The 22,223-nt window shown below is 61.9% G+C and carries 17 protein-coding genes and 1 tRNA gene; 9 read left to right on the top strand and 9 right to left on the bottom strand.

The annotated features are described in order from the left end of the window. Window positions 1–64 precede the first annotated feature (64 nt). A complete protein-coding gene (gene aceE, locus ACZ5J0_RS15930; RefSeq protein WP_464093506.1) occupies window positions 65–2,830 on the bottom strand; it encodes a pyruvate dehydrogenase (acetyl-transferring), homodimeric type in 2,766 nt (921 codons plus the stop codon). A gap of 290 nt (window positions 2,831–3,120) precedes the next feature. Here aceE and ACZ5J0_RS15925 point away from each other — a divergent pair, with 290 nt between their 5' ends. From ACZ5J0_RS15925 to ACZ5J0_RS15905, 5 genes are all read left to right on the top strand, one after another. Then, window positions 3,121–4,686 carry an NCS1 family nucleobase:cation symporter-1 gene (locus ACZ5J0_RS15925; protein WP_142938014.1) on the top strand — a complete coding sequence of 522 codons (1,566 nt, stop codon included), beginning with the start codon at window positions 3,121–3,123 and terminating at the stop codon, window positions 4,684–4,686. Window positions 4,687–4,764: 78 nt separating this feature from the next. Further along, complete coding sequence (locus ACZ5J0_RS15920; protein WP_464093505.1) at window positions 4,765–5,526, top strand: aspartate/glutamate racemase family protein; 762 nt, start codon at window positions 4,765–4,767, stop codon at window positions 5,524–5,526. 25 nt (window positions 5,527–5,551) lie between these two features. Further along, window positions 5,552–6,319 carry an SDR family oxidoreductase gene (locus ACZ5J0_RS15915; protein ID WP_464093504.1) on the top strand — a complete coding sequence of 256 codons (768 nt, stop codon included), beginning with the start codon at window positions 5,552–5,554 and terminating at the stop codon, window positions 6,317–6,319. Window positions 6,320–6,447: 128 nt separating this feature from the next. Continuing rightward, window positions 6,448–7,458, top strand: a complete 1,011-nt coding sequence (locus ACZ5J0_RS15910) for an endonuclease domain-containing protein (protein ID WP_464093503.1) — start codon at window positions 6,448–6,450, stop codon at window positions 7,456–7,458. A 179-nt stretch (window positions 7,459–7,637) separates the two neighbouring features. Next, the gene (locus ACZ5J0_RS15905; protein ID WP_142938017.1) at window positions 7,638–9,125 is read left to right on the top strand and encodes a cation:dicarboxylate symporter family transporter; all 1,488 of its coding nucleotides are present in this window, start codon (window positions 7,638–7,640) and stop codon (window positions 9,123–9,125) included. 68 nt (window positions 9,126–9,193) lie between these two features. Here ACZ5J0_RS15905 and ACZ5J0_RS15900 read toward each other — a convergent pair whose 3' ends face one another. After that, complete coding sequence (locus ACZ5J0_RS15900) at window positions 9,194–9,592, bottom strand: sterol carrier family protein (RefSeq protein ID WP_166842418.1); 399 nt, start codon at window positions 9,590–9,592, stop codon at window positions 9,194–9,196. A 20-nt stretch (window positions 9,593–9,612) separates the two neighbouring features. Continuing rightward, window positions 9,613–10,629: an asparaginase gene (locus tag ACZ5J0_RS15895; RefSeq protein WP_464093502.1), complete on the bottom strand. Its 1,017-nt coding sequence runs from the start codon at window positions 10,627–10,629 to the stop codon at window positions 9,613–9,615. A gap of 34 nt (window positions 10,630–10,663) precedes the next feature. Between ACZ5J0_RS15895 and purD the strand changes: the two genes are divergently transcribed. Together purD and ACZ5J0_RS15885 are read left to right on the top strand one after the other, a co-directional pair. After that, on the top strand, window positions 10,664–12,022 hold the full coding sequence (gene purD, locus ACZ5J0_RS15890) for a phosphoribosylamine--glycine ligase (protein WP_464093501.1): 1,359 nt from the start codon (window positions 10,664–10,666) through the stop codon (window positions 12,020–12,022). Between the two features lie 2 nt (window positions 12,023–12,024). After that, entirely contained in the window at window positions 12,025–12,963 is a 939-nt protein-coding gene (locus ACZ5J0_RS15885; protein ID WP_091470380.1) for a phosphoribosylaminoimidazolesuccinocarboxamide synthase, read from the top strand. Between the two features lie 24 nt (window positions 12,964–12,987). On the opposite strand, the gene ACZ5J0_RS15880 is transcribed toward ACZ5J0_RS15885, so the two are convergent. After that, window positions 12,988–14,253: a helix-turn-helix domain-containing protein gene (locus tag ACZ5J0_RS15880; protein WP_024818003.1), complete on the bottom strand. Its 1,266-nt coding sequence runs from the start codon at window positions 14,251–14,253 to the stop codon at window positions 12,988–12,990. 127 nt (window positions 14,254–14,380) lie between these two features. On the opposite strand from ACZ5J0_RS15880, the gene ACZ5J0_RS15875 reads away from it, so the two are divergent. After that, window positions 14,381–14,605 carry a hypothetical protein gene (locus tag ACZ5J0_RS15875; protein WP_142938020.1) on the top strand — a complete coding sequence of 75 codons (225 nt, stop codon included), beginning with the start codon at window positions 14,381–14,383 and terminating at the stop codon, window positions 14,603–14,605. Between the two features lie 201 nt (window positions 14,606–14,806). Here ACZ5J0_RS15875 and ACZ5J0_RS15870 read toward each other — a convergent pair. The 5 genes from ACZ5J0_RS15870 to ACZ5J0_RS15850 all read right to left on the bottom strand — a co-directional run bounded on the left by ACZ5J0_RS15870 (window position 14,807) and on the right by ACZ5J0_RS15850 (window position 22,068). Continuing rightward, window positions 14,807–14,883: transfer RNA gene (locus tag ACZ5J0_RS15870), tRNA-Pro, on the bottom strand. A gap of 98 nt (window positions 14,884–14,981) precedes the next feature. Continuing rightward, entirely contained in the window at window positions 14,982–16,814 is a 1,833-nt protein-coding gene (locus ACZ5J0_RS15865; protein WP_464093500.1) for an ABC transporter ATP-binding protein, read from the bottom strand. Next, entirely contained in the window at window positions 16,811–18,610 is a 1,800-nt protein-coding gene (locus ACZ5J0_RS15860; RefSeq protein WP_464093499.1) for an ABC transporter ATP-binding protein, read from the bottom strand. The genes ACZ5J0_RS15865 and ACZ5J0_RS15860 overlap by 4 nt, the downstream gene beginning before the upstream one ends. Window positions 18,611–18,775: 165 nt before the next feature. After that, window positions 18,776–19,723 carry a metallophosphoesterase gene (locus ACZ5J0_RS15855; RefSeq protein ID WP_464093498.1) on the bottom strand — a complete coding sequence of 316 codons (948 nt, stop codon included), beginning with the start codon at window positions 19,721–19,723 and terminating at the stop codon, window positions 18,776–18,778. Window positions 19,724–19,725: 2 nt separating this feature from the next. Further along, window positions 19,726–22,068 carry a transglycosylase domain-containing protein gene (locus ACZ5J0_RS15850; RefSeq protein WP_166842422.1) on the bottom strand — a complete coding sequence of 781 codons (2,343 nt, stop codon included), beginning with the start codon at window positions 22,066–22,068 and terminating at the stop codon, window positions 19,726–19,728. Here ACZ5J0_RS15850 and ACZ5J0_RS15845 point away from each other — a divergent pair. Beyond that, the gene (locus ACZ5J0_RS15845) at window positions 22,067–22,222 is read left to right on the top strand and encodes a DUF4177 domain-containing protein (protein ID WP_011775990.1); all 156 of its coding nucleotides are present in this window, start codon (window positions 22,067–22,069) and stop codon (window positions 22,220–22,222) included. The two genes, ACZ5J0_RS15850 and ACZ5J0_RS15845, sit on opposite strands and share 2 nt — an antisense overlap. Window position 22,223: the final 1 nt, after the last annotated feature.

The following is a 22,223-nucleotide window of genomic DNA, read 5'->3' as shown; positions in this document are numbered from 1 at the left end:
TCAACCACAAATTGGCGGCAGTGTTCTTCACGAACACTGCCGCCAATTGTGTTGTGCGGGCTGTTTAGGCGTCGCCGCCTGCTCCGCCGGTAGTACCGGCGTTCACGTCCAGCAACTTGTAGCGGTCAATGGCGTACGACGGCGCGCCCTCCTCTACCTCGCCCCTCGCCGCCAGCAACTGGAGGGTTTTGGCGACGATGGAGTGGGTGTCGTTTTTGAAGTAGCGGCGTGCGGCTTGGCGGGTGTCGGAGAAGCCGAAGCCGTCTGCTCCGAGGGAGGCGAAGTCGTTGGGGATGAATTGGCGGATTTGGTCGGGGACGGCTTTCATGTAGTCGGACACGGCGATGACGGGTCCGGTGGTGTCTTTGAGTTGTTCGGTGATGAACGGGGTGCGGGCGGGTTGGCCGGGGTTGAGGAAGGCGTGTTCTTCGGCGGCGAGTCCGTCGCGGCGGAGTTCGTTCCAGGAGGTCACGGACCAGACTTCGGCGGCGACTCCCCAGTCTTCGTTCAGGATCCGGGCGGCTTCGATGGCCCAGGGCACGGACACGCCGGAGGCGAGGATGTTCGCGGTGGGCCGGTTTGAGTCGCCTTGCGGGGCTTCTGCGAGGCGGTAGATGCCTTTGAGGAGTCCGTTGATGTCGAGGTTTTCCGGTTCCGCGGGTTGGGTGATGGGTTCGTTGTAGACGGTGAGGTAGTACATCACGTTCCGGTCTTCACCGGTGCCGTCAGTACTGTCGGGTCCGTACATTTCTTCGAGGCCGTGGCGGATGATGTGGCCGATTTCGTAGCCGTAGGCGGGGTCGTAGGTTTTCACGGCGGGGTTGGTGGAGGCCAGGACGGGGGAGTGTCCGTCGGCGTGTTGGAGTCCTTCGCCGGTGAGGGTGGTTCGTCCTGCGGTGGCGCCGATGATGAAGCCGCGGGTCATTTGGTCTGCTGCGGCCCAGAACGAATCCCCGGTGCGTTGGAAGCCGAACATGGAGTAGAACACGTAGATCGGGACCAGGGGTTCGCCGTGGGTGGCGTAGGAGGTCCCGGCGGCGGTGAACGCTGCCACGGCGCCGGCTTCGTTGATGCCGGGGTGGATCAGTTGCCCGGCGGGTGATTCTTTGTAGGCCAGGACGAGGTCGCGGTCCACGGAGAGGTAGTTCTGGCCTTTGGGGTTGTAGATTTTCGCGGTCGGGAAGAACGCGTCCATCCCGAAGGTCCGGGATTCGTCGGGGACGACGGGCACGAACCGGGCGCCGAAGTTCTTATCCCGCATCAGGTCCTTCAACAGCCGGACGAAGGCCATGGTGGTGGCGGCTTGTTGTTTACCGGATCCGCGTTTGGCGACCTCGTAGGATTTGGCCTCGGGCAGGGTCACGGGGGTGTGGTTGCGGCGGCGTTCGGGGACGAACCCGCCGAGCTCTGCCCGGCGTTCCATGAGGTATTTGATTTCGGGGGCGTCCATGCCGGGGTGGTAGTACGGGGGACGGTAGAGGTCAGCGTCGAGTTGGTCATCGCTGATGGGGATGCGGAGGTGGTCACGGAAGGCTTTGAGGTCTTCCATGGTCAGTTTCTTCATCTGGTGGGTCGCGTTGCGGCCCTCGAAGTGCGGGCCCAGGCCGTAGCCCTTGACCGTTTTGGCCAGGATCACGGTGGGTTTGCCCTTGAACTCGGTGGCTGCCTTGTACGCGGCGTAGACCTTGCGGTAGTCGTGACCGCCGCGTTTGAGGCCCCAGATCTGTTCGTCGTCCAAATCCGCCACCATGTCTTTGGTCTGCGGGGATTTGCCGAAGAAGTGTTCCCGGACGAACCCGCCGGACTCGGCCTTGTAGGTTTGGTAGTCACCATCGGGGGTTTCGTTCATGATTTTCACCAACGCCCCGTCCTTGTCCGCTTCCAGGAGGGAATCCCACTCACGGCCCCAGACGACCTTGATCACGTTCCAGCCCGCACCGCGGAAGAACGCTTCGAGTTCCTGCATGATCTTGCCGTTACCGCGGACCGGTCCGTCCAGGCGCTGGAGGTTGCAGTTGATCACGAAGTTCAGGTTGTCCAGGTTCTCGTTCGCGGCGAGCTGGAGCAGGCCACGGGACTCGGGCTCGTCCATTTCCCCGTCCCCCAGGAACGCCCAGACCTGCTGATCCGAGGTGTCTTTGATGCCACGGTTCTGCAAATACCGGTTGGACTGGGCCTGGTAGATCGCGTTCATCGGGCCGATACCCATGGACACGGTCGGGAATTCCCAGAAATCCGGCATCAGGCGCGGGTGCGGGTACGAGGACAGGGCATGGCCTTCTTTGGACTTTTCCTGACGGAACCCGTCCAAGTCCTCTTCCGTGAGGCGGCCTTCCATGAACGCCCGGGCGTACATGCCCGGCGAGGCGTGACCCTGGAAAAACACCTGGTCCCCGCCACTGGGGTGGTCCTTGCCGCGGAAGAAGTGGTTGAACCCCACCTCATACAGGGTCGCAGCACCGGCATAGGTGGAAATGTGCCCGCCGACACCAATATCGGAGCGCTGCGCACGATGGACCATCACCGCAGCGTTCCACCGCATATACGCACGGTACCGGCGCTCGAACTCCTCGTTCCCCGGGAACTGTGCTTCCTGGTCCACCGGGATCGTGTTCACATAATCAGTGGTCGTCACCATCGGCACACCCACCGACCTGGCACCAGCACGCTGCAACAACGAACGCATAATGTACTGGGCACGCTCGGTACCCTGCTCCGCGATCAACGCATCAAGGGACTCAATCCACTCCGCGGTCTCTTCCGGATCACGATCAGGCAGCTGGGCAGTCAACCCGCTGAGGATGTGTGAGGTCTCTTCTCCTGCAGCCACGTCCAACCTCTCTTCATTGAATGTCTGGGCGCTTGCTCTGTGGGGGCGCTCAAGGAATTTCGTATTGTGAGAATAAAATTCTGCAATTCGAGATTACGTCTGCTGATGGGCAGCGTCAACACGGATTGCGTAACCAAAACAGTCAACTGGGAAAGCAGTGCTCAAGCAACCGAATGTGACCCTGCATACACCGGGAACTCTTGACGTTACGTGACCTGAGTCATAAAGTGCTTTCACTATTCAATAACTAGATTCCGCATTATGGAATCAGTACGAAGTGGAGATCCACGATGCAGACGACTTCATCAGTCGGCGTCACTGAGACTCCGGGAGACAAAAACGCAGGTGGCCCCAACCACCCAGTGGTGGGAAACACTGACCTCTGCGCCATTGCTTCCGAAGCCGCAGGCCGTACCATCAGCCCCAGCCTTTACAACATTGACCTTGCGCCCACTAGGGCCAAGGGCCGCAAGTGGACCAGCTACAGCATCTTTACCCTCTGGGCCAACGACGTCCACAGCCTGGGTAACTATGCCTTCGCCATCGGCCTCTTCTCCCTCGGTCTGGGCGGCTGGCAGATCCTGGTAGCACTGGGTATCGGTGCCATTCTCCTCTTCGGGCTCCTGAACTTTTCCGGGTTCATGGGCGAGAAGACCGGCGTCCCTTTCCCGGTCATGAGCCGCATCAGCTTCGGTATCCGTGGAGCGCAGATCGCCAGCCTGGTTCGCGGCGCCGTTGCCGTGGCATGGTTTGGCATCCAGACCTACCTGGCCTCGGTGGTCCTTCGCGTGATGCTGGTGGCCATGGCTCCCGGTCTGAAGGACCTGGACAGCAACTCCATTCTTGGCCTCTCCACTCTGGGCTGGTTCTCCTTCGTGGCGCTCTGGATTGTCCAGCTGATCATTGTCAGCTTCGGTATGGAAATGATCCGTAAATACGAGGCCTTCGCAGGACCCATCATCCTGGTCACCATGGCCGCGATTGCCGTGTGGGTCTTCATCGAAGCCGGCGGTGCTATCCAGTGGAGCGGCATCAAGGGCCTTGAGGGGACCGAGATGTGGTTGACCATCTTTGCCGGCGGCGCACTGTGGGTCTCCATCTACGGAACGTTCGTCCTGAATTTCTGCGACTTCACGCGTTCTTCCGCCTCCAAGAAGTCAATCGTCAAGGGCAACTTCTGGGGCATTCCCATCAACATGCTGCTCTTCGGCGCAATCGTTGTGGTCATGGCCGGCGGTCAGTACAAGATCAATGGCACTGTGATCGAGAGCCCTTCGGACATTGTGGAGAGCATCCCCAATACGCTTCTGCTGGTCCTTGCCTGCCTGGCACTGCTGATCCTGACCATCGCCGTGAACCTGATGGCCAACTTCGTCGCTCCCGTCTACGCCCTGACCAACCTCTTCCCGCGGCACTTGAACTTCCGCAAAGCGGCGTGGGTCAGCGGCACCATCGGCCTGATCATCCTGCCGTGGAACCTTTACAACAACCCGATTGTGATCGTGTACTTCCTGGGTGGCCTCGGGGCCTTGCTAGGCCCGCTGTTCGGTGTGGTCATGGCCGATTACTGGCTGGTCCGCCGCGGCAAGGTCAACGTCCCGGAGCTCTACACCGAGGACCCCAAGGGTGCCTACTTCTACAAGCGCGGCGTGAACCCGAAGGCCATCATTGCCATGATCCCGGCCGCCGGCCTTGCCATCGCCATCGCCTTCATCCCGGGGCTGGCAGCAGCTGCCCCGTTCGCCTGGTTCATCGGGGCCGGCGTCGCTGCCCTGACGTACTTCGCTGTCGCGGATAAGAAGCAGGTCCACGAGGACGTATCCGGCGAGCCGATCGCCGTCGCGAGCACCCACTGACTCACCGAAAACATCAAGGCTCGCCCGTCCTCTCCGTTCCATCGGAAGAGGACGGGCGTTGCCGTCGAGAGGAAAACCATGCGCATCCTTGTAGCAAACGTGAACACCACCCAGTCCATGACGGAGTCCATAGCAGCCCAGGCCCGTGCAGCAGCTGCCCCCGGCACGGAAATTATCGGTATCACTCCGCGTTTTGGCGCCGACTCCTGTGAGGGCAATTTCGAAAGCTTCCTCGCCGCAATTGCCGTCATGGATGCTGTGGTGAATTATCCCGAACCCTTCGACGCTGTCATCCAGGCCGGCTATGGCGAGCACGGCCGCGAAGGCCTCCAAGAACTTCTGGACGTCCCGGTGGTGGATATTACCGAGGCGGCAGCCAGCACCGCGATGTTCCTTGGACACAAATACTCAGTGGTCACCACGCTGGATCGCGCCGTTCCGCTGATCGAGGACCGCCTGAAACTCGCCGGCCTGGACGCACGGTGTGCTTCTGTTAGGGCCAGCGGCATGGCCGTGCTGGAACTTGAGGAATACCCGGAGCGTGCTGTTGAGGCAATCGTGAGCCAGGCCGAACGAGCGGTACACCAGGACAAGGCCGAGGTTATCGTCCTGGGTTGCGGCGGCATGGCAGGGCTGGATGAGCAGATCGGCCAGCGCACGGGCGTCCCCGTGGTGGACGGCGTGGCTGCGGCAGTCACCATCGCCGAGTCCCTGGTCCGCCTTGGTCTGTCCACGTCCAAGGTGCGAACCTACGCCACGCCGCGCCCGAAGACTGTCATAGGCTGGCCGATAACTGCAGCCAAAGCCACAGCAGCCCAACCCGCTCAAGCTGCACACTGACTGCACCATCCTGAAAGGCAACCACATGACTGACTCCAGCCAGCCCGCAAACCCGAGGGTCGCCGTCGTGACCGGGGCCGGTTCGGGTATTGGGCGGGCCGTCGCCAGGCTCATGCTCGCCGAAGGTTACCGTGTTGCGTTGGCCGGGCGCCGTGAGGCGCAACTGTTGGAAACCGCCGGCGGTCATGCGGAGGCGCTAGCGGTTCCGTGCGACGTAACAGTGCCCGACGACGTCGCACGCCTTTTCGCGGAGGTCCGCCAGCGCTGGGGTCGGGTTGATGTGCTGTTCAACAATGCGGGCATCTTCGGCCCGGCCGGCGACGTCGGCGAGATCAGCGTGGAGGACTGGGAAGCAACGTTGCGGGTGAACGTCACTGGTTCCATGCTGTGTGCGGCCGAGGCTGTGCGGACCATGAAGGCCCAAGAGCCGCAGGGTGGCCGCATCATCAACAATGGATCCATCTCCGCGCACTCGCCCAGGCCCAGGTCCGTGGCTTATACGGTCACCAAGCACGCGATGACCGGCCTGACCAAGAGCATCGAGCTCGATGGCCGGGAATTTGGCATCACGTGCGGGCAGATCGACATCGGAAATACGCGCACCGAGATCATGGACACCATCGGCGTCGGGTCCGGCGCGCTGCAGGCTGATGGCAGCCGCAAGGTGGAGCCCATGTTCCCTGTGGAGGACGCTTCCCGCGCCGTGCTGATGATGGCCAACATGCCGGCGTCGGCCAGTGTTGGATCCTTGGTGGTGACCGCCGCCGGCATGCCGTTCGTAGGCCGCGGCTAGCGAGTTTTTGTACACATAACGCCCTCAAAATAGCCCTTTACGGGCATCTGCTGTACAAAAACTCCTGGCTGAAGCGAGTCATCTGTGGATAACCCTCCGACGCCTCGGCCGTTATGACTGAATGGGGCATGCGTCCCTTACCCGCTCTTCCTCCCGCACTCTCTGACCGCGCCTTTACGTTGGCTGAGGCTGATGAATTCGGCATTGCCCCGAAGAGACTGCGGGCATCGGACCTGCTAGTGCCCAGCAGGGGAATCCGGCTGCCGCGGCGAGTGCAGACGTTGCTGGAGGTTGCCCGGCCACATCTTGACCTCCGTCAGGGTGATTTCCTGAGCCACATCAGTGCCGCGGAGGTGCTCGGCCTACCGCTGCCTGCTTGGGCGCAGTTCAAGCCCGACGACGGCGGCCCGGTGACCGCCGTCGTCGAGCCTGTACCCTGGGGGCCAAAAAGCGGGCCCCACTTCCGGGAACCGGGGCGATTCATCCATCTATCTCGTCCAAGGAACGGATCGCTGCCTCGGCGTAGGGGAGTGGCTGGCCATCGCCTGACGTTGAGGGATGGGGATCTCACGGACCTGGAGGGCGCTGTCCTCACGTCTGTTGCGCGGACGTGGGTGGATCTGGCCTCGATGCTGCCCATGGAAGATTTGGTGGTTGCGGGCGATGCCATCGTCAGCGAACACGAACGCTCGTTCGGGCCTCCTCGGGTTGCCATGGTGTCTATGCCGAAGCTGCAACACTTCGTTGAGAAGGCCCACGGTATCCATGGCATTCGCAAGGCCCGCATAGCGTTGGATCTCCTGCGTGTTGGCGTTGATTCTCCCCCTGAAACAAAGCTGCGCTTGATGCTGGAAGATGCCGGACTGCCTGCCTTCGTTCCTAACTGCAGGGTTGACGATGCCCTTGGTAGGCCGGTGTGGACGGATCTCGGATGCCCGGAGTATCGGACCTGCCTCGAATACGAGGGTCTGCATCACCTTTCTCCAGAGCAGCAAGCGCTGGATGCGTACCGGGATCAGCGCGTCTCTGAGGCCGGCTGGCGCCAGGTCAAGATCAACAAGGTGGACATGAAGCACGGGAGGAAATGGGTGGTGGCCCGCGTGGTTCAAGCCCTCCGGAAGCAGGGGTGGAGGTCTTGAGTTTTTGTACAGATCCGGCCCTTATGAGCTACTCATCAGGGCAGTAGCTGTACAAAAAACCAATTGTGACTTCCGCATTATGGAAACATAATTTCCCCTTGCGGAATGGTGTGACCAGGCTTACATTTGAAAAACCCCCTCAAAATGTGGGGCTGTTCCCAACTGATTGGTTCAGATCAATGAAGATCCCAGACTCCGCGGCGCTGAAGGCGAGTTCGGCCCCGCAGAAGAAAAAGCGGCTGTACAAGTCGCTCTTTTTTCAAATCCTGATCGCCGTCGTCGCAGGTGTACTCATCGGTCATTTCTGGCCGACCATTGGGTCCGCCCTCCGGCCACTGGGTGATGGATTCATTCAACTCATCAAGATGATCATCGCCCCGCTGATTTTCCTCGTGATCGTCACGGGCATCTCGGCAGTGGGCGACGTCAAGGCGGTCGGAAGGGTCGGGGTCAAAGCGCTCCTGTACTTCACCGGCGCCACTCTTTTCGCCCTCGTCTTCGGGCTCATCGTCGGAAACATCGTTCAGCCCGGTGCTGGCCTTAATATCGACCCCGCTACGCTCTCCCAGGACGCGCTCAACGCCAAGACCGGCAATGCGCCTCCCAAGGACGCCGCAGCGTTCATCCTGGATGTCATTCCCGTCAGCGTGATCGGTGCTTTTGCCAACAACAGCCTGCTTCAGGTGCTGTTCTTCTCCGTCTTCTTCGGCGCAGCCATCGTGGTCATCGGCCGCGAACGTTGCATGCCGGTCATCAGCCTCATGGAGACCGTTCTGGAACTGATCTTCAAGATCATGTCCTGGATCATGAAAGTGGCTCCCATCGGTGCCTTCGGTGCCATGGCATTCATCATCGGCCAGTACGGTCTGGGCACACTCAGTACCTATGCCCTCCTGATAGCCGCCTGCTACGGCGCAGCGATTGTCTTCATCGCATTGCTGTTCCTGGTGGCCTGGAGCTTCGCCAGGGTTCCGCTGTGGTCATTCCTCAAGTACACCCGCGAAGAATTCCTGCTGGCACTCGGAACAGCCTCCACGGAAGCTGTCATGCCGCGCATCATGACCAAGCTGACCAACGCCGGTTGCTCCCGTGCCACCACCGGACTGGTAGTCCCTACCGGCTACTCCTTCAACCTGGACGGCGCCGCGATCTACCTGTCGATTTCGCTGCTGTTCCTGGCCCAGGCCTTCGGGCACAACCTCGATCTAGGCCAGCAGTTGGCGGCCCTGGGCGTCCTGCTCCTGACTTCCAAGGGCATGGCAGGCGTGCCGGGTTCGTCCTTCCTGGCACTCTCCGCCACGGCAGCAGCGCTCGGCATCTTCCCGGTGGCAGGCGTCGCACTCCTCCTGGGAGCCGACCGCCTCATGGACTCCATGCGCGTGGTGGTGAACCTGCTGGGCAACTGCGTGGCAACGTTCGTCGTCGCCAAGTGGGAGGGCCAGTTCGACCGCAGCGTCATGGTCCGCGCCTTCAACGGTGAGATCACCAATCATGACTCGGCCGTCATGCTCGGCAAGGAAGAAGTCTTCGAAGAACAGGAACTCCAGCGCATCAGCGAGGGCCAGGAACCTTCGCCGAAGTTCCGCGGCGGTCCCTCGGCGGACGACATCCCGCAATTCGAAATGAGCAAGCGCGGGCAACCATCCACCCCGGTCTGCCCGGACTGACCGGATAGTTTTTGTACAGCTAATGCCCTTAAGACGCCGTCTTAGGGGCATTAGCTGTACAAAAACTCTTAGAGGGGGAGCAGCTCCGAAAGATCGGCACGCAAGCCGGATGCACTCAGCCTGTGCTCCGAAACCGCGTCAGCCCACGCAATCCGTCCCGTCACCAGAGACAGCCAGGTGGCGGCGTCGCACTCGATCACGTTCGGGGGAGTGCCGCGCGTGTGGCGGGGCCCCTCCACGCATTGGGTGACGCCGAACGGCGGCACCCTGACTTCCACGGAGTTGCCGGGTGCGCGGGCGGTGACTTCCTCCAGGGAGTAGCGCACCGCCGTCGCAATTAAAGAGCGCGACGGCGGTGGCCCGGCAAGGCTGCCCGGCTCACCATCTGAAGGCTCGACGGCGGCCTGCCAGGCTGCCAGCGCAGCGCGGCCCTCGGAAACATCGACGCGGCGTCGTGCGACAGCCATGGTTTTTCTCCTCAGAAGTACTAGTCCAGCAGGGCGGAGACGGCGTGGCCCAGGCGGATCTTGCCAACCTCGTGACCGCCGCCAAGCACTGGCTCAACCACCCGTTCCAGGACATTGGAAACTGCCGGGATGTCCACGGCGCCGCTTACTGCAAGAAGAGTCAGCCCCACCAGGGACGTGGCCCGCAGGTTCCCGTCCAGCATTTTCACAGCTACGGTGGCGCCGGTGGGGGTTGCGAGGACAAGGACGCCCTCAGCCCCGATTTTGGCCAGGACCTCGAGTTCTTCCATGACGATGGTGTTGGACTCGCCTTTGCCTTGGACGGCCCAGGGGTAATCCAGCATGGAGGTGGCAATGGTGGCGGCACGCGCATTGGACAATTTATCACCGGGGGACTTGGCCAGGCGGGAGTAAGCCCGGGCGAGGCCGGTCAGCGAAATGGCGGCAACGGGTGCGCCGCAGCCGTCGATGCCAAGGTGGGAGATGGTTTCGCCGCTGTATTCCTCAATCACGGAGCGAACACGCTGTTGAAGGGGGTGATTGGGTTCAAGGTAGCTGCGCAGGTCCCAGCCGTTTTCGGTGCACGCCCATAGGAAGGCTGCGTGCTTGCCGGAGCAGTTGAAAGCCAGCCTGGATTGGCCGCGTTCGGAGCGGACCAGCCAGTTTCTAGCAGTCTCATCCTGGGGCCAGGCGGTGGGGCATTGGAGGTTATCTTCCTTAACGCCCGCTGCTTTGAGCATCCCCTCAACAATGTCCATATGGTCCAGGGACCCGGTGTGGCTGCCGCAGGCAACAGCAACCTGTGCGCCACGGAGGGGCACGCCGGACTGCATGGAGGCCAGGGCCTGGAACGGTTTGAGGGTGGAGCGGGCCATGATGGGAGCCTCGATGTAGCCAAGACGGGTGACCACCGAGCCGTCGCCGGCAAGGACCACGGCTGCGCCGATGTGCCGGGACTCAATAAAGCCACTTCGTTCGATCACTGCCAGTTCCACCGCGGACTCAACGTTGAACGTTTCATGCGAACTTATGGGCATACAGCCAAGTCTAGAGGCGTGCAGGGTCCGGTGAATGACACAGCTTAGGCCGCGCGCCCTTCACAAAGTACCCTTGAAGACTGTGAAGGTACTCGTCATTGGCCCAGGCGGCCGCGAACACGCCATTGTCCGCTCTCTGCTTGAAGATCCGAACGTTTCCGAGGTCCACGCGGCCCCGGGCAACGCGGGCATCAGCAAACTTGTTCCCACCCATGCGATTGACGGGAACAACCCGGAAGCCGTGTCCGCCCTCGCCACCAAGCTGGGCGTGGACCTGGTGGTGGTTGGCCCTGAGGCCCCCCTCGCCGCCGGTGTTTCCGACGCCGTCCGCGAGGCCGGCATTCCCGTCTTCGGTCCCAGCAAGGAAGCAGCACAGCTGGAAGCGTCCAAGGCCTTCGCCAAGCAGATCATGGCTGAAGCGAACGTTCCCACGGCTATGGCCCGCGTTGCCACCAACGTTGAGGAAGCCGCCGATGCCCTGGATACTTTCGGTGCACCGCATGTTGTTAAGGACGACGGCCTGGCCGCCGGTAAGGGCGTGGTGGTCACCAAGGACCGCGCGGAAGCCCTGGCCCACGCCCAGGCCTGCTTCGACGCCGGTGGAACCGTGGTCATCGAAGAGTTCCTGGACGGCCCCGAGGTCTCCCTGTTCGTCCTCTGCGACGGCCGCACTACTGTTCCCCTGTCCCCGGCACAGGACTTCAAGCGCATCTTCGACAATGACGAAGGCCCCAACACCGGCGGCATGGGCGCGTACACCCCGCTCGAGTGGGCTCCCGAGGGCTTGGTCCAGGAAGTCATCGACCGCGTGGCCCAGCCCACCGTGGATGAGATGGCCCGCCGCGGCACCCCCTTTGTTGGCGTGCTCTACTGCGGCCTCGCCCTGACGTCCCGCGGCACACGCGTCATCGAGTTCAACGTCCGCTTCGGCGACCCCGAGACCCAGGCCGTCCTGGCACGCCTCAAGACCCCGCTCGGTGCGCTGCTGCTGGCAGCTGCCAAGGGCGAACTGGACACCGCAGAAGAGCTGCGCTGGTCCAAGGACACGGCAGTCGCCGTCGTCGTCGCCGCCGAAAACTACCCGGACGCACCCCGCACCGGTGATCGCATCCGCGGCCTGAAGAAGGTTGACGAGCTGGACGGTGTCCACGTGGTCCACGCCGGCACCAAGCTGGACGACGAAGGCAAGGTGGTCTCCGCTGGTGGCCGCGTCCTCGCCGTGGTCGCGCTCGGTTCCGATCTGGTGGAAGCACGCGAAAAGGCGTACGACGGCGTTGAGCTGGTTCAGCTTGAAGGCTCACAGTTCCGTACGGACATCGGAGGCAAGGCCGCTCGCGGCGAAATCCGCGTGCCTTACACCGCAACCGGAACCATCCCGAAAGTGCAGGCTTGAGCATGACTGAGGGCATCCCCACCGGCGGCTTCGAAACCGAAACACTGGAACTTCCGGGCTGGACGCACGTCTACTCCGGCAAGGTCCGTGATCTCTACGTCCCGGCCGACGAAGCCATCACGGAAAAGATCGGCCAGGAATGCGTCTTGGTTGTGGCCAGTGACCGCATCAGTGCTTACGACCACGTGTTGAGCAGCGAGATCCCGGACAAGGGCCGCGTCCTGACGCAGCTGAGCCTGTGGTGGTTCGATCAGTTGGACGTTGAGCACCACGTGCTGGCGTCCACGGTTGAAGGTGGCGTTCCTGCCGCCGTCGAGGGCCGGGCCATGATCTGCAAGAAGCTGGACATGTTCCCGGTGGAATGCATCGCACGCGGTTACCTCACCGGTTCCGGCCTGGCTGAGTACAAGGAATCCCGCACGGTGTGCGATATCCCGCTGCCGGAGGGCCTGGTTGATGGCTCGCGCTTGGAGAAGGCACTCTTCACGCCCTCTGCCAAGGCCGAAGTGGGCGAGCACGACGTCAACATCACCTATGACGACGTTGTGGCCATGGTGGGCGACGACATCGCTGCCCGCCTCAGTGAGCTCACGCTGAAGATCTACACCCGCGCCGAGGAGATCGCCCGCGAACGTGGCATTATCCTGGCTGACACCAAGGTGGAGTTCGGCATTGACGCTGCCACTGGCGTGATTACCCTGGGTGACGAGGTCCTCACCCCGGACTCTTCACGGTTCTGGGATGCGTCCACGTACGCGCCGGGACAGTCGCAGCCTTCGTATGACAAGCAGTACGTCCGTGACTGGCTGACCTCAGCAGAGTCCGGCTGGGACAAGTCCTCTGACACCCCGCCGCCGGCTCTTCCCGCCGAGGTAGTTGAGCGCACCCGCGCCCGCTACGTCGAAGCGTATGAGAAGCTCACGGGCCGCACCTTCGCCTAACCGCACCCGACTTACTTGGGTTAGTCAGGCCTGCGAGTGTTCCTTCGCGGCACGGCGCTCGGCCAAGCGGATCTCCAAGACCGCGTCCATGGCCTGCTGGACCCGGTCCGAGGCTCCCGCCGCGCTGAAGTCATGCTGGGCCTCTTCCAGGAATTGGAGCGCCTCAGCGGCTTCCCCTGCTGCTTTCAAGGACTTACCCAGCAGCAGCGACACTTCGCCGGCGGTGTGCCGGGCCAGCACCTTGCGGTCCGCGTAGATTTCGCGGAGCTTCTCCACGGCTGCAGGGATGTCCCCGGTCAAGTACAGCCAGCGGGCGCGGATGAACGCGACCTCCAACTGGTCTGTCTTGTTTCCGCCCACAATGGACAGCGCGAGTTCCGCTCGTTCAATGGCGGACAACGTTTCCGGTTCCACAATCCCGGAGGACAGTCGAACGGCTGCTGAAGCCTTGTTGAAGCGGGCCCACAGCTCAATGTCGTTGGCGGGGGAGAGGAGCTTGGCTGCTCGCTCGTGGTGCTTGATGCCCTCAACGTAGTCGTGGCGCATGAAGGCGACGTTGCCCACCACCCAGGCCACTTCGCCTGCCAGCTGCGACATGGAGTGCTCGTCCATGTGCTCAATCATCGCCAGACAGTATTCCCAGGCCTCGTCCAGTTTGCCGCTCTCGGCAAGAGCACCGATCAGCGCGCGGTGCGCACCAATAATGAGCGTGGAACCCTTGGGCAGCTGCTCGCTGAGCTTGACGGCTTGCTTGGCATGCTCGACGGCGGTGGCCAACTGGCCTTGTCCGTGACACACCGCGGCAAGCATCTGCCAGGCGCGAACTCCAAGGCCGGCGGACTCCGTGGCCATGGGGTGTTCCAAGAGGTGCTCAACAATCTGTTGGCATTCCTTGAGCTGCCCTTGCTTCATCACACACTCGGCCTGCATGTACGTCATGTTCCACCAGGCGCTGTTGTTCTTGGCCTCAAGAGCGATCTGCGCTGCGGTTGCTGCGTGGCTGGCGGCGAGTTGATAGTCGCGGAGGTCCCAGGCCTGCCGGGCATACAAGCCGGCGAGGACGTACTCGGCATCACTGACGGAGACTGGTTGGCTCCACGCTTCAAGTGCTTTGGGCGCCAGTTCCAGCCGACGGGCGAGTTCCTCGATGACCTCGGCCGTAGGCTCGCGGCGACCGGTCTCCAGCAGCGAAATATAGCTCGGTGAATACAGGTTCTTGCCTAGCTCTGCCTGCGTCAACCCACGTTCGAGCCGTTCGGCACGTAGCTTCTCGCCGAATCCGTTTCCCACGGGTCCCTCCTACAGGTGTCTTTTGACCAAAACCTTGACAGTCTCTGTGGAAAACATTTTACAATGTATGTCAACAGGGACCGTGCAATTTCCGTAACGAATCCGACTCGCATTGGGGTACAACATCATGTTCAAGAAAATCATTGCTTCAGTGGCCGTGGCGGGCGCACTGACGCTGGCAGTTGCGGCTCCCGGTGTAGTCTCTGCTGCTCCCGCGGCAGATTCCAGCACAGTAAGCGCCATTGGCAACTGGCCGGACCCTATGCGGTCCACCACCACGGCGCCCAAGAAGGACAAGTCCGAGACGACCATCTCTACGATGTCCATCGGCAACTGGCCCGACCCTATGTAAAACAATTGTAGTAAAAGAAACCCCGGAGCGTGACGAGCGATGCTCCGGGGTTTTCTTTGTGCCCTGCCTTCGGTGGCCACTGAAATCATAGTGAGGCGCGGCGGGGACGCCAATCGGCACGATAGTACATATGGATAGGTGCGGTGCGTTGACAGACTTAAAACAAAAATGGCGCCGATTTCTCGACGCCATTTTCGTGTTTGGTCGGGATGACAGGATTTGAACCTGCGACCTCTTCGTCCCGAACGAAGCGCGCTACCAAGCTGCGCTACATCCCGATCCGCTGCGAAAGCAACTGTTCAAGAATAGCCGAAACGTCCCGTGATGCGAAATCGAGGAGCCGGTGTGCGTCGTCACAGCTGCGACGCTGCGAAAGCTACACCAGCGAGTCCCGCCACGCCCCATGCAACTGGGCAAACCGTCCGCCACCGCTAATCAGTTCAGCAGGGGTTCCATCCTCCACAATGCGTCCGTCGTGGACCACCAAGACCCTGTCCGCCGTCTCCACTGTGGAAAGGCGGTGGGCAATGATGATCGCCGTCCGAGCTCCCCTTCCGCCGGCCACTCCCTCCAACAGTTTGGACAATCCCTGCTGGACCATGCGCTCAGAAGGGATGTCCAGGGATGACGTTGCCTCGTCCAGGATCAGCACAGCCGGTGCGGCCAGGAAGGCGCGGGCGAAGCCGATGAGCTGTCGTTGACCCGAAGAAACCCGGCCACCGCGCTTGTTGACGTCTGTGTCGTAGCCTTCGGGGAGGCTCATGATGAACTCGTGGGCTCCCACTGCTGCAGCGGCGGCCTCGATTTCGGACCGCGACGCCTCGGGCCTGCCCAAGGCGATGTTGTCCGCCACGGAGCCGCTGAAGAGGAAAGCTTCCTGCGTCACCATCACCACTGCACGGCGGAGATCCGTGGTGGAAAGGTCCCTGAGATCAACACCGTCAAGGGTGATCGCACCGGAGGTGACATCGTAGAAGCGTGCCACGAGCTTGGCCAGCGTGGACTTGCCCGCTCCCGTCTGGCCAACCAGCGCAACAGTCTGCCCGGCAGGGATGTGCAGGTCCAGCTTGGGAACCACCACCTTGCCGTCGCTGTAGCCGAACTCCACGCCCTTGAAGTCGATTTCGCCGAGTGAGCTCTTCAACGGCACAGGGTTCTTCGGCGGGCGGACGGTAGGTATTTCCTCAAGAAGTCCGGACACCTTTTCCAGCGCTGCCTGGGCGCTCTGGAACGAGTTGTAGAACATGGCCATCTGGTCCACCGGCTGGAAGAAACGTTTAGTGGAGAGGATCAGTGCCAGCAGGACGCCGACAGCCAAGTCCCCACTCAGCACGCGGAAGCCGCCAAACAGCAGGACCACGGCCACACAAACATTGCCGATCAGCACCAAGCCCGGCTGGAAAATGCCGTTCAGGTTGATGGAGCGGACGGTGTTCTTGCGGTAGTCCTCAGCCAACTCGCCGTAACGGGATGCATTCTCGCGCTCTTTGCGGAACGCCTTCACCGCACGGATACCGGTCATGGTCTCCACAAAGTGCACGATCAGGCGCGCGGACACCACGCGGGATTCACGGAACGCGATCTGCGAATGCTTCTGGTACCAGCGGGCAAGGAAGAACATGGGCACGCCGGCTGCCAGGACAATCAATCCGCTGCGCCAATCCAGGGCAAAAACAGTCACAGCGGTGAACACCATGAACAGCATGCCGGAGGCCAAGGAGCTGACCCCGGAATCCAAGAGTTCACGCAACGCCTCAAGGTCCGAGGTTTGCCGGGCGATGATGCGGCCCGAGGTGTACTTCTCGTGGAACTCGAGGCTCAACCGTTGGGTGTGCCGGAAGACCCGCAGGCGCAAATCCAGAAGCATTGCCTGGCTGAGCCGGGCAGTGGAGGTCACATACAGCGCAGTCATCCCAGCAGTGGCGATCGCGGCCGCCAGGTACAACGAACCAGCAAGCACCAGGGGTCCGTTGTCGCCAGCCTGCAGCGCAGGCAGGGCGTTGTCGATGCCAAAGGCGATCAGCGCAGGCCCGGCAACCCGGGTGAGCTGCGAGACCACCACCATCGCAATCGTTAGCCAGAAACGCAGCCGCACGGGACGGATGAGTGAGGCAAGCAAGGTGAGCGACCGGCGTCGTACGGCTTTGCTGTCCGCTTTGGTGAGGTGTGTGTTGTCCTCGTTGGCCGTGCCAAAAGTTGCGGCGCTCATCGGCGGGCCTCCTCGGCTTCTTCGAGCTCGTCCAGTTCGGTGTCCAGGTCCTTCGGGCCGGCGTCCAGGCTGGCGATGACATAGCGGTAGTGATCGTTCTCGGCCAACAGTTCCGTATGGGTTCCGACGGCGGTAATGGTTCCGCCTTCGAGCAAGGCCACCCGGTCCGCCAAGGCCACCGTGGAAGGTCGGTGCGCAACGATCAGTGTGGTTGTCTCGCGGAGGACCTCGCGCAAACGGGCTTCCACGCGTTCTTCCGTGTTCACGTCGAGGGCGGACAAAGGATCGTCAAGGACCAACACCTTGGGCTTGGCGGCGATGGCTCGGGCTAGGGCAATCCGCTGCCTCTGGCCGCCGGACAGGCTCAAACCTTCCTCGCCGATCAAGGTGTCCACGCCGTCCGGCAACGAGTACGCGAACTGCGCCTGTGCCACGTCCAAGGCTTCGTCCAGGGCAGCGTCGCTGGGATTCGGGGCGCCCAGGAGGACGTTGTCCCGCACCGAACTGGAGAACAGTGTGGTGTCTTCGAACGCCACGGCAACGATCTTTCGCAGTTCGTCGATGTCGTAGTCGCGGACATCCACGCCGTCGATCGTCACCGCACCCGAGGTCACGTCATACAGCCGGGGGACCAGCTGGAGCAGGGCGCTCTTGCCGCTACCCGTAATGCCCACCAGGGCCATGGTCTCGCCGGGGCGGATGTCCAGGGTGACGTCGTGCAGGAGGGTACCGCCGTCGTCGAACCCGAAACCGGCGTGCTCAAAGCGCAAGGCGCCCTTCACGCTTACCGGAACCTTGGGCTGGTCCGGGGAGGTGATGGTGTTTTCCGTGTCCATCACCTCGAAGTGGCGGTCCAACGCGGTCTTGGCGGTCAGCGCCATGGCCAGCAGCATGCCCGAGAACTCGACGGGAGTGGCCACCACCGCGGCTGTGGCAAAGAACGCCACCAGCGCGCCGATGCTCAGTTGTCCGTTAGCCACAAGCATGATGCCCACCACCAGACCGACGCCCAGCGCCAACTCCGGCAGCAAGGTGACCACCAGCGTGAACCCGGCTTGCTGCTTGGCCTTGGCGATCTCGGTCTGACGAAGTTCCTCAGCCTGGCCGTTGAAGTTCTCCAGGGCTTCACGGCTCCGCCCAAAAGCTTTCAGGACGCGGATGCCGTGGACGGATTCCTCCACGGTGGTGGCGAGGTCGCCGGCCTGGTCCTGGCTGAGGCGGGTGACCAAACTGAAGCGGCGGCGGAAGCGGAACGAGTTGATCATGATCGGCACGGCCGCTGCAAGGAAGATCAGCGCCAGCTGCCAGCTCATGGAGAACATCACACCCACGCCGATGATCACCGTCAGCGTGGTGACTACCAACATGATGGCGCCGAACGCCATCCAGCGGCGCAGGAAGCTCAGGTCCGTCATGGCGCGCGAGAGCAACTGACCGGAACCCCAGCGGTCGTGGAACGCCACGGTGAGCTGTTGCAGGTGGCCGTAAAGGGTCACGCGCATCCGGGTTTCCACCGTGGTGGCGGGGTTGATGACGAACTGCCGGCGCAAGGCCACCAGCCCGGCTTCAGCAATGCCCAAGGCAAGAATCACGACGGCGGCGATCCAGACGGCGTCCGTGGAACCGCCGGGCTGCAGGGAGTTGTTGACCAGGACCCGCAGCACTTGCGGGATGGTCAGCGCGACGATGCTCGCCAGTAGGGCGCAGATGAGCCCCATGAATAGTCGGGGGAGGATAGGCCGCACAGGAGGGTACAGGCGGCCGACGGAGGTGAAAAATGACGTTTGCTTGGACATGCCCGCTTCTCAACAGCTGGATCTTCAGATGGTGCGGAGGTAGTTTCCCGTAGCAACTACCCTATGTCATGGCGTGATTCGTTTCACAGGACAACGCAACGTTGGTGAAATGTTTGACCCAGTTATTGAGGATCGTAATGATCCCCTGGCTTGGCTGCGGGGTACCTAATTGCGCGGCGTGAGCGTCAGCAGCACGGCTTCCGGGCGGCAGGCGATGCGGACCGGTGCGAAGCGAGACGTGCCGATACCGCCGGAGACGTTTACCGGCGTCGTGAAGCTATCGCTTTCCCAATCGTGGAGGCCTTTGGCGCGCCACGTAGGAAGGTCGCAGTTGGCCACCAGCGCCCCGTAGCCGGGGATGCAGATCTGGCCGCCGTGTGTGTGGCCGGCGAGGATCAGGTCTGCTCCGGCCTCGGTGAAGTGATCCAGCACGCGCTGGTACGGAGCGTGAATGACGGCCACCTTCAGGTGGGGGCGGGCGTCTTGGTTGACTGTTCCGCGGGGCCAGCCGGCATAACGTTCACGGCCAAGGTGCGGATCATCAACTCCCGAGAAATCGAATCGCAAACCGTTCAGCACCACTGACTGGGCGCGGTTGGTGAGGTCGATCCAGCCGCCCATTCCGAACGCCGAGCGGAGCTTGGGCCAGTCAAGGGCGATGGGGTCGGTTCGCATCCGCGAAGGACCGCGGAAGTAACCCGCCGGGTTCTTGATTCGCGGGCCGTAGTAGTCGTTGGAGCCCGGTACGAATACGCCGGGGAACTCCAGCAGTGGTCGAAGTGCCTGGATCAGGGGGTCGATGGCTTTGGCGTGGCTAAGGTTGTCACCCGTGTTGACCACAAGGTCAGGCTTGAGGTCTGCCAGCGATTGCAGCCACTGCGTCTTCTTGTCCTGGCCTGGGACGAAGTGAATATCGCTCAGGTGCAGGACCCGGAGCGGCCCGGATCCCTCCGGAAGAATGGGCAGGGTTTCGTGGCGGACCTCGAACTGGTCCTTCTCCCACCAGCCGTAAGCGGCGGCCGCTGCACCTGCTGCTGCGCCGACGGCAGCAGTGACGGCGAAACCGCGCCCGACGGTGCGGACGCGGTTTGCCAATGAATCACTGAAGGTCATGATCAGTTCTTGTTGCCGTTGCCGTTGCCGTTGTTACCGTTCCCGTTGTTGCCGTTACCGGAGGGCGGGGCGGGGTTGGGCGCTGTTGACGGCGTGTTGGACGGGGAGTTGTTCCGCTGCGGCGCGGGAGCCGTACCGAGCAGGTTCGATGGCGGCTGCTGGAACGGGTTGGTTCCGTACGCAGGTGCCACAGCCAACATGTAGTTGGTGAACTGCGGACCGGCGATCATGTAACCGTCGATTGAGGGGTAAAACTTGCCGTTGATGGTCAGGTTGCGTCCGTAGCGCGACTGATCAGCCAAAGGATCGCCGAACCAGGAGGCCGTTGCCAAACCTGAGGTGTAGCCCACTACCCAGGTGGAGCCGTTGGTGTCGTTGGTACCCGTCTTTGCAGCCACCGGGAAGTTCTTGGAGTTCAGCGCCGGACGGATCAAAGAGCCGGAACCTTCATCCAGCACCTTGCCCATGGCGTAAGCAACGCCGCGGGCCACTTCAGGCTTTACGGCATCTTTACAGCTGGAAGACTGGGCAGGAAGCTGAGCTCCGGACTGGTCCTTCACCGAGGTGATGGCAATCGGCTCGCAGTACTTGCCGTCGGCTGCGAATGTTGCAAAGGCTGCAGCCATGGTGAGCGGAGCCGTTTGCGTTGCGCCAATGAGGTTTGACAACCGTGTCATGGGAACCTGGGGGTTGGGATCCGTGACCTTGCCCGTATTGTCACGCGTGGGAAGACCGCCGTGGATGCCGGTGGCGTCCACAATTCCCTGAATGCCACAGAGGTCAACCTGAGCAGCTGAAGCAAAAGTCGCGGTGTTGATGGAGTTCATGAGGCCATAGAGGACAGTCATGTTCCGGTAGTAGCCCAAGTCCGAGTTTTGCAGGTCAAAGCTTCCCGGCACGTTGGCGTCATAGAAGCCGTCCGTCGGTGTAGGACAGGTGTTCTTCCAAGGGAAGTTGACGCCGTATTTACGTTGGGCCGCGTTGACGTTCTGGTTCATCGACTTGCCCTCGTTCAGCCACTGGGCAAACGTGAAGGGCTTCATGGTTGAACCGGGCTGAAACCCGCCAATGCCATTGAGGTCATTTCCGTCGGCGTCGAGGACGTCCACGTTGAAGTTCTGCGTCTGATCGAACTTGCCCTCTTGAGGCAGCCACACAGTGTTTTGCGCCATGCTGACGATCTGGCCGGTGCCGGGCTGGACGGAGACGATCGAGGCGCCCCACTTGTCCGGGTTTGCGCCCGCCGTCGCGTCAACCTGCTGCTGAGCTACGTTCTGTGCTGTCGGGTCGAGGGTGGTCTGGATGGTGAGGCCGCCACGCTGGACACGCTTGATGCGTTCTTCCTGGGTATCGCCGTAGGCAGGATTGTTGAACAGCAGGTGCAGCACGTAGTCACAGAAGTACGGCGCCATGGTGGCGTAGGCGCAGCCTTGGCGCGCCGGGGTGACCTGCGTGGTGACCGGGGTGGCAACAGCTTCGTCGTACTGTGCCTGGGTGATCTTGCCCTGATTGACCATGGCTGCCAGCACAAGATCACGGCGCACCTTGGCGTTGTCCGGGTTGGCAATCGGATCGAACGCAGAGGGGCTGTTCACAAGGCCGGCCAGGAGGGCCGCCTGCGGAAGAGTGAGGTCCTTGGCAGTGGTGCTGAAGAAGAACTTTGAGGCAGCTTCAATTCCGTAAGCGTCACGGTTGAAGAAGACGATGTTGAGGTAGCCCTCGAGGATCTGCTCTTTGGAGAACTTCTTCTCCAGGGCGATGGCGAGCTTCATTTCGCGGAGCTTGTCGCCCACGCCCTTGCCGCCACCGTTGAGTTTGACGTCTTCTTCGCGGTCGGACGCCACCAGGGACTCGTTGATGACGTTGTTCACGTATTGCTGCGTGATGGTGGACGCGCCCTGCTTGTTGCCACGGGCGGTGCTGACGATGGCTCGCATGATGCCGGTGGTGTCGATGCCGCCGTGCTCATAGAAACGGCTGTCCTCGATCGCGATGACAGCGTCCTTAATGAACGGGCTCATCGAATCCAAGGGAACCTTGGTCCGGTTCTCCGCGTAGATCGAGGCGATCGGCGTACCGTCCTTCGCCAGGATGGTGGTGTTCTGGCTGGGCGGATCCACCTGAAGTTCCGCCGGCAGAGTGTCAAAGAACTGAATTGAACCACTTGCGGCACTGCCCGAAACGGCGGCGGCGGGGACCAAAAGGCCCGCGACCAGGACGCCACAAATCGCGCTCACACCAAGGAAGCCTAGAATCTTTCCGAGGGTGGTGGCAGTGTCGAATAGTGGGTTCTTGCGAGTCACCATGTTTTCCACTTTACCGGCAAGGGCTAGGCTTTCTGTCATGACCAAATGGGAGTACGCCACGATTCCGCTCATTATTCACGCTACAAAGCAGATCCTGGACCAGTGGGGCGAGGACGGCTGGGAGCTCGTCCAGGTCGTCGGTGGACCCGATGGCAAAGGCCTCGTAGCATACCTGAAGAGGGAGAAGCAGTAAT

The organism is Arthrobacter sp. DualSoilB13 (assembly GCF_055389195.1).
Note: the sequence above shows the minus strand (reverse complement) of the source record. Positions and strands in the feature narration are given on the sequence as shown.

Excerpts from the sequence above, each read along its gene's own strand:
- ACZ5J0_RS15925 (WP_142938014.1), top strand. The coding sequence starts at position 3,121 with ATGCAGACGACTTCATCAGTCGGCGTCACTGAGACTCCGGGAGACAAA.
- ACZ5J0_RS15910 (WP_464093503.1), top strand. The coding sequence starts at position 6,448 with ATGCGTCCCTTACCCGCTCTTCCTCCCGCACTCTCTGACCGCGCCTTT.
- ACZ5J0_RS15915 (WP_464093504.1), top strand. The coding sequence starts at position 5,552 with ATGACTGACTCCAGCCAGCCCGCAAACCCGAGGGTCGCCGTCGTGACC.
- purD (WP_464093501.1), top strand. The coding sequence starts at position 10,664 with ATGACACAGCTTAGGCCGCGCGCCCTTCACAAAGTACCCTTGAAGACT.
- ACZ5J0_RS15845 (WP_011775990.1), top strand. The coding sequence starts at position 22,067 with ATGACCAAATGGGAGTACGCCACGATTCCGCTCATTATTCACGCTACA.
- ACZ5J0_RS15920 (WP_464093505.1), top strand. The coding sequence starts at position 4,765 with ATGCGCATCCTTGTAGCAAACGTGAACACCACCCAGTCCATGACGGAG.
- ACZ5J0_RS15865 (WP_464093500.1), bottom strand. The coding sequence starts at position 16,814 with ATGAGCGCCGCAACTTTTGGCACGGCCAACGAGGACAACACACACCTC.
- ACZ5J0_RS15895 (WP_464093502.1), bottom strand. The coding sequence starts at position 10,629 with ATGCCCATAAGTTCGCATGAAACGTTCAACGTTGAGTCCGCGGTGGAA.
- ACZ5J0_RS15905 (WP_142938017.1), top strand. The coding sequence starts at position 7,638 with ATGAAGATCCCAGACTCCGCGGCGCTGAAGGCGAGTTCGGCCCCGCAG.
- ACZ5J0_RS15855 (WP_464093498.1), bottom strand. The coding sequence starts at position 19,723 with ATGACCTTCAGTGATTCATTGGCAAACCGCGTCCGCACCGTCGGGCGC.
- ACZ5J0_RS15885 (WP_091470380.1), top strand. The coding sequence starts at position 12,025 with ATGACTGAGGGCATCCCCACCGGCGGCTTCGAAACCGAAACACTGGAA.
- ACZ5J0_RS15900 (WP_166842418.1), bottom strand. The coding sequence starts at position 9,592 with ATGGCTGTCGCACGACGCCGCGTCGATGTTTCCGAGGGCCGCGCTGCG.
- ACZ5J0_RS15860 (WP_464093499.1), bottom strand. The coding sequence starts at position 18,610 with ATGTCCAAGCAAACGTCATTTTTCACCTCCGTCGGCCGCCTGTACCCT.
- ACZ5J0_RS15875 (WP_142938020.1), top strand. The coding sequence starts at position 14,381 with ATGTTCAAGAAAATCATTGCTTCAGTGGCCGTGGCGGGCGCACTGACG.
- ACZ5J0_RS15850 (WP_166842422.1), bottom strand. The coding sequence starts at position 22,068 with ATGACAGAAAGCCTAGCCCTTGCCGGTAAAGTGGAAAACATGGTGACT.